Source organism: Pseudarthrobacter sp. NPDC058119, assembly GCF_042884655.1.
GTDB lineage: Bacteria > Actinomycetota > Actinomycetes > Actinomycetales > Micrococcaceae > Arthrobacter.
This window is the reverse complement of sequence record NZ_JBHVTN010000002.1, coordinates 269,983-282,511: the sequence shown is the minus strand read 5'-3', so window position 1 is coordinate 282,511 and position 12,529 is coordinate 269,983. Positions and strand designations below refer to the sequence as shown.

At 65.7% G+C, this 12,529-nt stretch carries 11 protein-coding genes and 1 tRNA gene; all 12 read right to left on the bottom strand.

Annotated elements, in window-relative coordinates; translation table 11 throughout:
• Positions 1-76 precede the first annotated feature (76 nt).
• The 12 genes from ACFVTD_RS06330 to eno all read right to left on the bottom strand — a co-directional run bounded on the left by ACFVTD_RS06330 (position 77) and on the right by eno (position 12,468).
• Positions 77-784, bottom strand: coding sequence for an ABC transporter ATP-binding protein (locus tag ACFVTD_RS06330; protein WP_387560511.1), 708 nt, complete (start codon positions 782-784; stop codon positions 77-79).
• Positions 777-1,757: an ABC transporter ATP-binding protein gene (locus tag ACFVTD_RS06325; RefSeq protein WP_387559731.1), complete on the bottom strand. Its 981-nt coding sequence runs from the start codon at positions 1,755-1,757 to the stop codon at positions 777-779. The genes ACFVTD_RS06330 and ACFVTD_RS06325 overlap by 8 nt, the downstream gene beginning before the upstream one ends.
• Positions 1,754-3,001 (bottom strand): branched-chain amino acid ABC transporter permease, encoded by a 1,248-nt coding sequence (locus tag ACFVTD_RS06320; RefSeq protein WP_387559728.1) that lies wholly within the window; start codon positions 2,999-3,001, stop codon positions 1,754-1,756. The genes ACFVTD_RS06325 and ACFVTD_RS06320 overlap by 4 nt, the downstream gene beginning before the upstream one ends.
• On the bottom strand, positions 2,998-4,005 hold the full coding sequence (locus ACFVTD_RS06315) for a branched-chain amino acid ABC transporter permease (protein WP_387559725.1): 1,008 nt from the start codon (positions 4,003-4,005) through the stop codon (positions 2,998-3,000). Before ACFVTD_RS06315 ends, ACFVTD_RS06320 begins: the two co-directional genes overlap by 4 nt.
• Positions 4,006-4,157: 152 nt before the next feature.
• Positions 4,158-5,390 (bottom strand): branched-chain amino acid ABC transporter substrate-binding protein, encoded by a 1,233-nt coding sequence (locus ACFVTD_RS06310; RefSeq protein WP_387559722.1) that lies wholly within the window; start codon positions 5,388-5,390, stop codon positions 4,158-4,160.
• A 247-nt stretch (positions 5,391-5,637) separates the two neighbouring features.
• Positions 5,638-5,711, bottom strand: a tRNA-Leu gene (locus tag ACFVTD_RS06305).
• A 107-nt stretch (positions 5,712-5,818) separates the two neighbouring features.
• Positions 5,819-7,285 carry an NAD(P)/FAD-dependent oxidoreductase gene (locus tag ACFVTD_RS06300; protein WP_387559719.1) on the bottom strand — a complete coding sequence of 489 codons (1,467 nt, stop codon included), beginning with the start codon at positions 7,283-7,285 and terminating at the stop codon, positions 5,819-5,821.
• 34 nt (positions 7,286-7,319) lie between these two features.
• Positions 7,320-8,726 carry a S8 family serine peptidase gene (locus ACFVTD_RS06295; RefSeq protein ID WP_387559716.1) on the bottom strand — a complete coding sequence of 469 codons (1,407 nt, stop codon included), beginning with the start codon at positions 8,724-8,726 and terminating at the stop codon, positions 7,320-7,322.
• Between the two features lie 3 nt (positions 8,727-8,729).
• Positions 8,730-9,677, bottom strand: coding sequence for an exopolyphosphatase (locus ACFVTD_RS06290; protein ID WP_387559713.1), 948 nt, complete (start codon positions 9,675-9,677; stop codon positions 8,730-8,732).
• A complete protein-coding gene (locus tag ACFVTD_RS06285; protein ID WP_387559710.1) occupies positions 9,674-10,345 on the bottom strand; it encodes a DUF501 domain-containing protein in 672 nt (223 codons plus the stop codon). Before ACFVTD_RS06285 ends, ACFVTD_RS06290 begins: the two co-directional genes overlap by 4 nt.
• Before the next feature lie 27 nt (positions 10,346-10,372).
• Positions 10,373-11,038 (bottom strand): septum formation initiator family protein, encoded by a 666-nt coding sequence (locus ACFVTD_RS06280; protein WP_387559707.1) that lies wholly within the window; start codon positions 11,036-11,038, stop codon positions 10,373-10,375.
• Positions 11,039-11,184: 146 nt separating this feature from the next.
• Positions 11,185-12,468, bottom strand: a complete 1,284-nt coding sequence (gene eno, locus ACFVTD_RS06275) for a phosphopyruvate hydratase (RefSeq protein ID WP_387559704.1) — start codon at positions 12,466-12,468, stop codon at positions 11,185-11,187.
• Positions 12,469-12,529: the final 61 nt, after the last annotated feature.

Genomic DNA, 12,529 nt, shown 5'->3' with positions numbered 1-12,529 from the left:
CTGAAAGTTCCCAGGGGGCCCGGTTGCAACCGAACCGTGACCGTCGCCATGGTTGGTACCGGGCCCCATCGGGGGCCTACCCTACGCCCAGGTACGCCTCCTTGATGGAGGGGTCCTCCAGCAACTGCTTGCCGGTGCCACTGTGGGTGATCTCCCCCGTTTCGAGCACGAAGGCCCGGTGCGCTCCGGCAAGGGCCTGGTTGGCGTTCTGCTCCACCATCAGCACCGTGGTGCCCTGGTTGTTGATTTCCTTGATGATCTTGAAGATCTGGCGGATGAACTGCGGCGCCAGGCCCATGGACGGCTCGTCGAGCAATAGCAGCTTCGGGTTTGACATGAGGGCGCGGCCAATGGCCAGCATCTGCTGCTCACCGCCGGACATGGTGCCGCCGAACTGCTTTTCGCGCTCCTTCAGGCGGGGGAACAGGTCGAAGACACGATCCAGGTCCTTCGATACGCCGCTTCTGTCCTTGCGCCCAAAGGTTCCCATATCCAGGTTTTCCATGACCGTCATGCCCGGGAAGATGCCGCGCCCTTCAGGTGCCTGGGAAATCCCATGGACCACCCGGATATGGGCCTTCATCCTGGTGATGTCCTGGCCGCCAAAGGTGATCTTTCCTTCGGTGCAGTTCAGGAGGCCGGAAATGGTGCGCATGGTGGTGGTCTTGCCGGCACCGTTGGCACCGATCAGGGCCACCACTTCACCTTCCTCGACGGTGAATGAAATGTCGCGCAGGGCCTGGATCCGGCCGTAGTGGACGGATACGCCCTCGAGCTCAAGCAACGTCATCTTCAGGCTCTCCTAGGTAGGCGGCAATGACGCGCGGATCCTCACGGATTTCGCGCGGCAGTCCGTCCGCGATCTTCTTACCGAACTCCAGCACGACGATCCGGTCTGTCACGCCCATGACGAGCTTCATGTCGTGCTCAATCAGCAGCACGGTGTAGCCCTCGTCCCTGATGGTGCGGATGAGCGCCATCAGTTCTTCTTTCTCTGCAGGGTTGAACCCGGCAGCGGGCTCGTCCAGGCACAGCACTTTGGGATCGGTGGCCAGCGCACGGGCGATTTCCAGCCGGCGCTGGTAGCCGTACGGCAGTTGCCGGGACAGGACGTGGGCGTGGCTGCCGATGCCCACGAAGTCCAGCAGGGCCATGCCCCGCTCGATGGCCGATTTTTCCTCCTTGATGTGGGTGGGCAGGCGCAGCAACGCGCCACCGACGCTGGTGCGGTGCCGTGCGTCCAGGCCCACCACCACGTTTTCCAGGGCCGTCATTTCGCCGAACAGCCGGATGTTCTGGAATGTGCGCGACAGGCCCAGCCGGGTGATCTTGTGCTGCTTGATGCCGTTCAGGACCTGGCCTTCCAGGACCACTTTGCCGCTGGTGGGCTTGTAGACACCGGTCATGGCGTTGAAGCAGGTGGTTTTGCCGGCACCGTTGGGGCCGATGAGCCCCAGGATCTCGCCCCGCTTGATGTTGAAGCTGATGTTGTCCAGGGCCACCAGGCCGCCGAACTTGATAGTCAGGTTCTGCACCTCGACGATGTTGTCGCCCACCTTGACCGCGATGTCGCGGTCGGGTGCCACTTTCTCCGCCAGGTCCTGGTCAACCCCTGCCTCGGCCAGGGCTTCCATGTCCATCTCGGGCGCGATGGGGGCCGCCGAGCCATCCTGGACCGTGCTTTCCTGGGCCGCGGCGTCGTGGTCCGGCTGCTCTTCAACACTGCTGGAGCCGGCGTGCCTTTCCTCGGAGCTCATGCCTCCGCTCCTCTCTGTCCGGCGACCGGTGTTTCAGGGCCGGCCGGTGGATTGTCTTTGTCTTTCGGCTCCGCACCCTCGCGGCTGGTGATCCTGTTCAACGCCGTCCTGCCGTAGGCGAGCAGCCGCTGCCGTGCCGGAAGCAGTCCCTGGGAACGGAAGATCATGATCAGCACCAGCGCGATCCCGAAGATCAGGTATTTGTATTCGGCGATGGCCGTGAACCTGAGCGGAATGTAGCTGACCAGGGCCCCGCCCAGGATGGCGCCCACCTTGTTGCCCGCACCGCCCAGGACGACGGCGGCGAGGAACAGGATGGACGTGGTGACGTCGAACTTCTGGTTGTTGACGAACCCTACCTGGCCGGCGAACAGGGCACCGGACAGGCCGCCGACGGCAGCGCCGATGGCGAAGGCCCACACCTTGTACTTGAAGGTGGGCACGCCCATGATTTCCGCGGCGTCCTCATCTTCGCGGATGGCGATCCAGGCCCGGCCCACCCGGCTGCGTTCCAGGTTGCCCACCAGCAGGGTGACGATGATGATGATGGTCAAGGTCAGCCAGTACCAGGGCACACCGTTGGAGTTGGAGAAAATCGGCTGGCCGTCAGCACCGTCCCCCGGCGGGTGGCCGACGTTCTGGAAGCCCACCTGGCCCTTCATGGCGGGGATGATCGTGGCAAGGATGCGGATGATCTCGCCGAAGCCGAGCGTCACGATGGCCAGGTAGTCGCCCCTGAGCCGGAGGGTGGGCACGCCCAGCATGACGCCAAAGAACATGGTCACGGCCATGGCCACGGGAAGCGTCCACAGGTAAGGGATGTGCAGGTAGGGCGAATCCGGGCTGGTCAGCATGGCGGCAACGTAGGAACCTACCGCGAAAAAGGCGACGTATCCCAGGTCCAGCAGGCCGGCGTAGCCCACCACGATGTTAAGTCCCACCGCGATCAGCGCAAAGCGTGCCATGTCGAAGCAGGCGAGGGCGAAGTTGTTGCCGGGTTCGGTAGTGAGGATCGGCGGATTAATCAGCGGCAGCAGGTAGGCCAGGACCACTACTATCACCAGGAAGGCCCACTGCTGCTGGCGGGACAGGGCGTGCCACCGGTCGGAGAAGTAGCCGGGCTTGCGTTTGCCCTGCTGCCGGAGGGAACTCCTGCCCGGGGATTTCGAGGAGGCTTCGCGGTCCTCCGCAGCCTGCGCGGCGGCGGCTGTCCGCAGCGGCGTGGGGCCGTCCGTCATGCTCATGCTTTGCTCCTTCCAAGGGAGGTGCCCAGGATGCCTTCGGGCCGCAGCAGCAGCACGAGCACCAGCACCACGAACGCCACGACGTCGGTCCACTGCGAGTTGCCCAACAGGATCTGGCCGTAGTTGCCGATCAGGCCCAGCAGCAGGCCGCCGAGCAGGGCGCCTCGGACGTTGCCGATGCCGCCGAGCACTGCGGCCGCAAACGCCTTGATGCCAAGGACGAAGCCGCCGCTGTATTGGACACCGGACGGAATCTTCATGACGTAGAACAAAGCGGCGGCTCCTGCGAGCAGGCCTCCGATGACGAAGGTGGTAATAATGATGCGCTCTTTGTTCACACCCATCAATGTGGCGGTGTCAGGGTCCTGGGCGACCGCGCGGATGCCGCGGCCCGTGCGCGACTTGCTGATGAACCTGTCGATGCCCACCATCATGATCACTGCGGCAATGATGATCACCAGCTGCTGGGAGTCGATGATGGTGCCGAACACATCGAAGATGGGCGTGGGACGGAACATGGTCAGGGCAAGCTCGGGGCTGGGACCGCGCCACAGGTAGATCAGGTACTGGATGGTGAAGGAGGCACCGATGGCCGTGATCAGGAACACCAGGCGCGGGGCGTTGCGCTTCCGCAGCGGTTTATAGGCGATGCGTTCCAGAAGGAAGGCCGTGACCGCAGAGGCAACCATCGCCAGGACCAGTGCAAGCAGCAGGTTGAGGATGATGGCCCAGATGTCCAGCCTCGGAACCGAGGGGCCAAAGCCCAGGCTGCTGAGGGTGAAGAAGACGGCGTAGCAGCCGACGATGAAGACTTCCGAGTGGGCGAAGTTGATCAGGTTAAGCACGCCGTACACCAGGGTGTAGCCGAGTGCTACGAGTGCGTAGATGGCTCCGAACGTGAGGCCGTCAAAGGTGGCACTCCAGAAGTTCTCGGCCAGGGACGGTATGTCGAAGGTGATCCAGTCGTTTTCCGTCGGGAGTAGTGGGACAAGAGTGGAAAGCATGGGAACGTCCTGATCCAGTTGCACGCGGCCTTGTGGGCCCGGCCGTGGGACTTGTGTCTAGTGACCTGGGTTGGTCGTGGGATGCTTCCAAGCGAAGAAAAGGCTGTGGGGGCCGCATCTGCTGGCCCCCACAGCCGATTCCTGCCGGAATGCTACTCCCCGATGGGGCCGACGGGAACGATCTTTCCGTTCTCCACCTTGTAGCCATAGACGGTCGGGGCCTGAAGCTCGCCCTTGGCATCCCACTTGTAATGCTTGCTCAGGCCGTCCTTGTCGTAGGCCTTGACCCAGGCCAGCAGGTCCGCACGGCTCTGCTTGCCTGCGTCGATGCCGGACAGCAGGACCGTCGCGGCGTCATAGCCCTCAATGGAGTACGTTCCGGGTTCGGCTCCCTTGGAAACGTCCTTGTAGGCCGTGGCGAATTCCGGGATCAGCTCACCCGGGAGGCAGGGGCAGGTGAAGTACGCGTTGTTGGACGCGTCACCGGCCTGCTTGATGAACTGGTCGTCCTTGACGCCGTCAGGTGCCACGAACGTTCCGGTGAAGCCCTTTCCAACCAGCTGCTGGTCGAACGGTGCACCCTCGGCGTAGTAGCCGGAGTAGAACACAGCGTCAGCTTTGGCGTTCATGATCTTGGAGATCACCGCGGAGAAGTCCTTCTGCCCCGTGGTCACCTTTTCCGTCCCGGCCAAGGCACTGCCAAGGCCGGCCGATGTGGAGGTTCCCAGGCCGATGCCGTAATCGGAGTCGTCCTGGACCAGGTAGACCTTCTTGGCCCCGAGCTTCCCGGTGAGGAACTTGGCGGCGGCCGGGCCCTGCACGGCGTCATTGCCGAGGCCCCGGAAGAAGGTGGTCCAGCCGTTGCCGGTCAGGCCGGGGTTGGTGGCCGACGGCGTGATGTGGACCAGGCCCTTTTGTTCGAAGATGTTGCCTGTGGCCTTGGATTCACCCGAGAACGGGAGGCCGATGACACCCACGATGTCAGTTTCGCTCACCAGCTGGGTCACGGGGCCGGTGGCCTTGTTGGGGTCGCCTTCGGTGTCGAACTTCTTGAACTGGACCTGGCAGCCGGGGTTGGACTTGTTGTGCTGGTCGATGGCCAGCTGGATGCCATTGAAGATGTTGACGCCGAGCTGGGCGTTGGGCCCCGTCTGCGCGCCTGCGTAGGCCAGCGTGGTGGTCGCGGGGCAGGTTGCCTTGCCGTCACCGGCCGGCTTCACCGCACCGGCGGGGACATCGACTTTCGAAATGGCGGGGATGTTCACCTTGCTGGACGAGCCAGAGCTTTCGGTGGTGCCGGGGCCCGCCTGGTTGGCACAGCCCGACAGCAGCATGCTGAATGTGGCTGCCGCTGCCAACGAGGTGAGGACTTTCTTTCGGTACATTTGTCTGCCTTCCGAAACAGGGCCATGCGATGCGCGTGCGGATCAATGGGGCGCCTCGGCGCCCCGAATTGGACCAGGAATTCCTGATTTAGGTTCAAGCTAATGCATAGACCGCAGCGAAACTAAGTGACAGAGGTCACAGCCTTATAACAGTCGTTTCCTATGTGGAATTAAACGCAGGAAGACGCCTGCTGTGCAGGCGTCTTCCTGGTTCCGGGCCCGTGGCAGGCCCGGAAGGGACGATCTGTACCCCAGGTGGGACTCGAACCCACAACACGCGGATTTTAAGTCCGCTGCCTCTGCCAATTGGGCTACTGGGGCGCCGGGTCAATGATACCTGCCCGGGGCCTGTTGGCTGGAAACGCCGACGGCGGCCGGCCCCGAGAAGGGGACGGCCGCCGTCGAACGGGGTGAAGGGGCTGGACGCCTTACTTGGCGTTGGCAGCCACCGCTTCCTTGGGAGCGGCGGAGGCGGTTGCGCTGGAGCCGCCGGCCGGCACTGCTGCGGGAGCAGCGGCGGGCTTGGGGGCCGGAGTGGCCGCCGAGACGAATGCGCCGCGGGGGTTGTCCAGGTCCATGAGCTGCGTCGTGTCGCGTCCGGCGAAGAACCCGATGATCCAGTTGAGGATTACGCGGAACTTACGCTCCACCGTTGGCATGGCCATGCCGTGGTAGCCGCGGTGTGCCAGCCAGGCGAGGCCGCCCTTGAGTCCGATCCGGCCGAGCAGGTTGATGTTGGCAACACCCTTCCACTCGCCGAAGCCGGCCACAGCACCGAGGTTCTTGTGCTTGTAGTCCTTCAGCGGCTTGTCCCAGCGGGAAGCCCACAGGTTCTTGGCGAGGCGCTTGGCCTGGCGCAGGGCGTGCTGGGCGTTGGGGACGCAGGTGCCGTCCGGCAGGCCCTTGCCGGTGAGGTCCGGAACAGCGGCGATGTCGCCGGCTGCCCAGGCGTTCTCCACAATGCCTTCGTCGCCGGAGATGCGCAGGTCCGGCAGGACGCGGACGCGGCCGCGGGGCTCGAGCGGGAAGTCGGTGGAGCGCACCATCGGGTTCGCCTGCACACCGGCGGTCCACACCAGGGTGTCGGCCTCGAATTCCTGCGCGGGGGTCTTGTCCGGAAGGTTGATCAGCTTCAGGGTGCCTTCGGCGCTGTCCAGCGAGGTGTTCAGGAGGACCTCGATGCCGCGGCTGCGCAGGTGCTCAACCACCCAGTCGGCCTGCTTGGCGGTGACCTCGGGCATGATGCGGCCCATGGCTTCGACCAGGACGAAGCGGACTTCCTCCTGCTTGATGCGGGGGTTGTTGCGCACGGCTGCGCGGGCAAGGTCTTCCATTTCCGTGATGCACTCGATGCCGGCGAAGCCGCCGCCAACCACCACGAAGGTGAGGGCACGGGCGCGTGCGGCGGGGTCCGTCATGGTGGAGGCAACCTCGATGCGCTCCAGCAGCTTGTTGCGCAGGGCAACGGCTTCCTCGATGGTCTTCAGGCCGATGCCCTTGTCCGCCAGTCCCTTGATGGGGAAGGTGCGGGTAATGGCGCCGGCTGCGAGCACGACGTCGAAGTAGGGAACCTCGAAGTTTTCGCCGCCGTCGGCAGGAGCCACCACGGCCGTCCGGTTGACGTGGTCGATCGACGTGACGCGGCCCTGGATGAGCTCGGTCTGCTTGAGGTGCTGGCGGTGCGAGACCACCGCGTGGCGGGCCTCGATGTTGCCGCCGGCAACCTCGGGGAGGAAGGGCTGGTAAGTCATGTAGGGCAGTGGATCAACGACGGTGACGATGCCACCGGCATTCGCGATCTTCTTCTGCAGTTTCAGTGCTACGTAGAGGCCGACGTACCCGCCGCCGACGACGAGTACCCTGGGACGGTCCTGGAGCTGTGGGGTGGTTGCCATTATTCAAGGATACAGGAGTTTGTGAAAATCTTCACTAGCCGTCGGACGGCTCCGTAACCTGCGGATTCCGGCGTGGTTGCACGCTTTCCATCACCCCGGTATCAGGTTCTTCAACGGCCGGTGGACCGTTGCGGGCGGCCCTGCGCAACTGGATGGCAGCGGCGGCGATAATCACCACGAACAGGACGGCAAAACCGATCACGACGGCGGCGCCAATGGCACTGTCCCGCTGCGAGGGGGCCTTGGCTGCCGGAACGGTGGCTTCCGGCAGCGTGGGTGCGGCGCTGGGCACCGGCGTCGCGGTTGGCGCCGGGGCTGCCGGAGCGGCATTGCCGCGCCTGTGCACGCGGATCCACTCGGCGATGGTGCCCAGCGGGTTGCCGGTGGCCTCCGGAACGTCGGCCTTGAGCGCTGCCTCGGCATTGAGGATGCCGTAGCCGTACAGCGGGTCCTTGCCGGGGGCCCCGGCGTCCTTGGCCGTGGAGACGATCCTGTTGATGACCTGTTCGGCGCTCATGTCCGGCCACTTGGACCGGATCAGGGCGGCCACACCGGCCACGATGGGGGTGGATCCGGACGTTCCGGCCCATTCCGCGTAGCCGCCGCCGGGGAGCCCGCCCAGGAGGTTCTCGGCGGGGGCAGCCACCCCGATGCTGATGCCCTGCGACGATGCGTCCACACTGGCCACGTTCTTGCGGTCCAGGCCGGCGACGGTGAGCACGCCGGGAATGGTGGCCGGGGCGCCTACCTGGGTGTTGCCGCCTATCCGGTTTCCGGCGGCGGCCACTATGACCACATCTTTCTGTTCGGCGTAAAGGAAGGCGGCGTCCCAGCTTTGCGGCCACTGCGGCGTGGTGCTGCCGAGCGAAATGTTGATGACCTTGGCGCCGTTGTCCACAGCCCAGCGGACCGCCTCGGGAATCTGGTCCTGGTCGCTTTTGCCGGACGGGTTGGCCGAACCCAGCCACGTGGAGACGGAGAGCAGCTGCGCTTCGGGTGCCACGCCCATGATGCCGTCCGGGGGAACTACCGGTCCCGGGCTGGGACTGGGGCTGGCGCTGGCAGGTTGGTGCCCGCGTCCGGCCAGCATGGTGGCCACCAGGGTGCCGTGCTCGGGCTTGGAGCCGACACTCTTCTGGCCGTCCGGCTGGCCCGAGCCGGATGCGTCGTAGCCGCCCATGACGGCGCCTTTGAGGTCCGGGTGCTGGGCGTCGATGCCGCTGTCGATGACGGCCACTTTCACGCCGGCGCCCTTGGACACCTCCCAGGCTTTGGTGATGCCCGAGTCCGCCAGCCAGTATTCCTTGTCCCGCCATTCATCGGCATGTGCGGACGGGGCGGTGAACAGGCCGGCGCAGAGGCAGCAGGCGGCCAGGAAGACCGCCATTGCGGCGGCCGCGGCACGGGAAACAAATGGGGTTGAAGCTGGGGTGGAATGCATGGGCTACCCGATGCTCAGTGCGATGCCGTCAAGAATGTCGTGCTCGCTTGCCGTGGCTGCGGTGATTCTCCCGCTGCTCAACTCCCCCATCCGTTCCAGGATGCGCCGCCACACCAGTCCCCCGGCACCGATGACGTCGACACGCCCCGGGTGCATGTACGGCAGGGCCGCCCGGCGGGCACGGGTCATGTCCAGCAGGTCGGTGGCGGCATCGCGGATTTCCGCGATGGGCAGCTCCGCCCCGTGGATGGCGTCCGGCGAATATTCCGGCAGGCGGAGCGCATGGGCGGTGATGGTGGTGACGGACCCGGCAACACCGACGACGGCGGTGGCCTGTTCCAGCGGCACGTCACGGCCGGCGCGGGCCATGGCTTCGTCCACGTCGGCTTCGGCTGCGGCGATCTGCCCGGCGGTGGGCGGATCGTTGCGCAGGTGCCGTTCGGTCAGCCGGACACAGCCGATGTCCACGGATTTGGCGGCCGTGACGCCCGCGGCGGTGCCCACGACGAACTCGGTGCTTCCCCCGCCGAGGTCCACCACGAGCACCTGCTGGCCATCGAGGACCGGCAGGACGCTGCTGGCCCCGGCAAAGGACAATGCCGCTTCCTCGTCGCCGGAGATGACCTCCGGTTCCACTCCCAGAAGATCCCTCACGCCGTCCACGAAGACATCGCGGTTGCGCGCGTCGCGGCTGGCGGAGGTGGCGACGAAGCGGACCCGCCCGGCGCCGTGCTCCTTGATGAGGCGGGCATAGTCGGCTGTTGCGGCAAGGGTGCGCTCCAGCGCCTCCGGGGCCAGCTCACCGGTGGCGTCCACGCCCTGCCCGAGCCGGACTACGCGCATTTCGCGGTGGACGTCGGTGAGGGCCGTGCTGCCGTTGCTGCGGTCGATGTCGGCAATCAGGAGCCTGATGGAATTGGTACCGCAGTCAATGGCGGCCACGCGGGTCACTCGGGCACTCCTGTGGTTCCGGCGGATTTCCGGACCGGGGCGGGACGGCCCACGATCTCCGGCAGCCCTTGGGGCCCGTGGCGGCTCAGGTCGCGGGACGGTGCCTCACCGGCGGTGTCCCAGGCGCCGTCGCAGTAGCACTTGTCAGCGGTCCACCACTCGCTGATCATGCCGATGGCCTGGTCGCCCAGGGGGTTGACGCCGCTGCCCGCTGCCAGGGAGTGGCCCACCAGGACGTGCAGGCACTTGACGCGGGTGGGCATGCCGCCGGCGGAGACGCCGTCGATTTCCGGAACCGGGCCGATGCCCGAACGCTGCCCGATGGCTTCGCGGGCGGCCAGGTACTCCTCATGGGCTGCCCGGTAGGCGGCGGCGAGCCCGTCGTCACCGGCCAGCTGGTCGTTCATGCTGTTCATGACCCCGGCAGCTTCAAGCCTGGAGACCGCGGACGTGATCACGGGGTGCGTCAGGTAGAAGGTGGTGGGGAACGGGGTGCCGTTGCTGAGGCGGGGCGCGGTGGCCGCCACAAGCGGGTTGCCGCAGATGCAGCGGGCCGGAATTTCCACGACGTCGCGGACGGGGCGTCCCAGCTGCCTGCTCAGTACTTCAAGGTCGTGTGCTGTTGGTTGGCGGGATTCGTCCCGGGCGGCTGCCGTGTTGTGTTCCACTGTCGCGGGCCGTCCTTCCTGTGCGGTTCAGTCTGTGGCCGCGCGCCTGATGGACTCCCACAGGGAATCCACCCACGGCAGATCGGCGGGGTCTTGTGCTGCTGCGCCGGCGGGGCTACTGCTTTCTCCGGCCGGCTCATCGCTGCCAAAAACCCAGTAGCCGGTTTCGCCCGGCATAACCATGTTAATGCGGTCGCGGGCCTGCTGCTTGACGTAGTTGGGGTCCTGCCAGCGCGAGACCTGCTGGCGAAGGGCGTCGCCCTGCGCCGTGCGTGCGGCGATATCGGCGTTGAGGGCGTCGATTTCGGCCTTCTTGTCGAAGAAGATCTTGACCGTGGGCGCCAGCATGATGGTGATGGCCACCATGACTACTGCCAGAGCCAGCATGCGGCCGGAAAACGCCTTGGCGGGGACGGGATGCTGTTCCTCGTCGGCGCGGTCCGGATCCTTGCCGTCAATGACGTTGCTGCCCTTGCGCCCGGGGGCGGGCTTCGGCGCCTTGGCCCCTCCGGCCTTCCCGGTGCGCTGCCCGTGCTGGTCCTTCGATGGTGCAGGGGCCGGCCCGGCATTGCCCTTGGCCGGCCGGAAATCCGCCCGGATGACGTCGGCACCGGCGGAGGGTCCGTCGTCGGCCGTGTCCTTGGCTGGACGGTTTGGGGCGACCTTGGGAACTTTGGGGCGGCGGGTAGCCATGACACTCCTGAAACGCAGCCTGCCGGGCCGCCACTATCTGTGCTGGACAGTCCCAGCAGGCGAACTTTGCTGGAACAAATGCTGCTGTAAACAACAGCGGTGGCTATGGTCTTTCAACCATAGCCACCGCTGAAGGGTTTAGGCCGTTACTGGCCCTTGAAACGCGGGAACGCGCTGCGGCCTGCGTAGCGTGCGGCGTCGTCGAGTTCCTCTTCGATGCGCAGCAGCTGGTTGTACTTGGCCACGCGCTCGGAGCGGGCCGGGGCGCCCGTCTTGATCTGGCCGGCGTTGGTGGCCACCGAGATGTCGGCGATGGTGGTGTCCTCGGTTTCGCCGGAACGGTGCGAGGTGATGGTGGTGTAGCCGGCACGCTGGGCCAGGCTGACGGCGTCCAGGGTCTCAGTCAGCGAACCGATCTGGTTGACCTTGACCAGCAGGGAGTTGGCGGTCCGGGTGTCGATGCCGCGCTGCAGGATGGCGGGGTTGGTGACGAACAGGTCGTCGCCCACCAGCTGGACCTTGTCGCCGATGGCGTCGGTGAGGGTCTTCCAGCCGTCCCAGTCGTTCTCGTCCAGCGGGTCCTCGATGGAGACCAGCGGGTAGGCGTCGACGAGTTCTGCGTAGTAGGCGCTCATCTCGGTGGCGGACAGGGCCTTGCCCTCGAACTGGTAGGCGCCGTCCTTGTAGAACTCGGAGGAGGCAACGTCCAGGGCCAGGGCGATGTCCTTGCCCGGGGTGTAGCCGGCGTTCTTGATGGCTTCCTGGATCAGGTCCAGTGCAGCGCGGTTGGACGGCAGGTTGGGAGCGAAGCCGCCTTCGTCTCCCAGGCCGGTGGACAGGCCCTTTTCCTTGAGGACGGACTTGAGGTTGTGGTAGACCTCAACGCCCCAGCGCAGGCCCTCGGAGAAGGTCTCGGCGCCGATGGGGGCAATCATGAATTCCTGGATGTCGACGTCGGAGTCGGCGTGGGAGCCACCGTTGAGGATGTTCATCAGCGGCACGGGCAGGACGTGCGCGTTTGGGCCGCCCAGGTACTTGTAGAGCGGCAGGTCGGCGGAGGCTGCTGCAGCGTTGGCGACGGCCAGGGAGACGCCGAGGATGGCGTTGGCGCCCAGCTTGCCCTTGTTGGGGGTGCCGTCCAGGTCCAGCATGGCCTGGTCGATGCTGCGCTGGTCGGTGGCGTCGAAGCCGGTCAGGGCGGGGGCGATCTGGTCGATCACGGCGTCGACGGCCTTCTGCACGCCCTTGCCGAGGTAGCGGCCCTTGTCGCCGTCACGCAGTTCAACGGCTTCGTGCTCACCGGTGGAGGCGCCGGAGGGAACCGCCGCGCGGCCAATCTGGCCGTCCGACAGCAGGACTTCAACTTCAACGGTGGGGTTGCCGCGGGAATCAAGGATCTCGCGGGCGTGGATGGCATCGATAAGCGCCATGAATTTGCTCCTTATGGGCGATTAACGGGGGGAATCAGGCAGAAAACTCGACGTACTCGTC

Bases quoted from the DNA above. Each gene is read 5' to 3' on its own strand.
- ACFVTD_RS06315 (WP_387559725.1), bottom strand. From the start codon at position 4,005: ATGCTTTCCACTCTTGTCCCACTACTCCCGACGGAAAACGACTGGATC.
- ACFVTD_RS06320 (WP_387559728.1), bottom strand. From the start codon at position 3,001: ATGAGCATGACGGACGGCCCCACGCCGCTGCGGACAGCCGCCGCCGCG.
- ACFVTD_RS06310 (WP_387559722.1), bottom strand. From the start codon at position 5,390: ATGTACCGAAAGAAAGTCCTCACCTCGTTGGCAGCGGCAGCCACATTC.
- ACFVTD_RS06295 (WP_387559716.1), bottom strand. From the start codon at position 8,726: ATGCATTCCACCCCAGCTTCAACCCCATTTGTTTCCCGTGCCGCGGCC.
- ACFVTD_RS06325 (WP_387559731.1), bottom strand. From the start codon at position 1,757: ATGAGCTCCGAGGAAAGGCACGCCGGCTCCAGCAGTGTTGAAGAGCAG.
- ACFVTD_RS06300 (WP_387559719.1), bottom strand. From the start codon at position 7,285: ATGGCAACCACCCCACAGCTCCAGGACCGTCCCAGGGTACTCGTCGTC.
- ACFVTD_RS06280 (WP_387559707.1), bottom strand. From the start codon at position 11,038: ATGGCTACCCGCCGCCCCAAAGTTCCCAAGGTCGCCCCAAACCGTCCA.
- eno (WP_387559704.1), bottom strand. From the start codon at position 12,468: ATGGCGCTTATCGATGCCATCCACGCCCGCGAGATCCTTGATTCCCGC.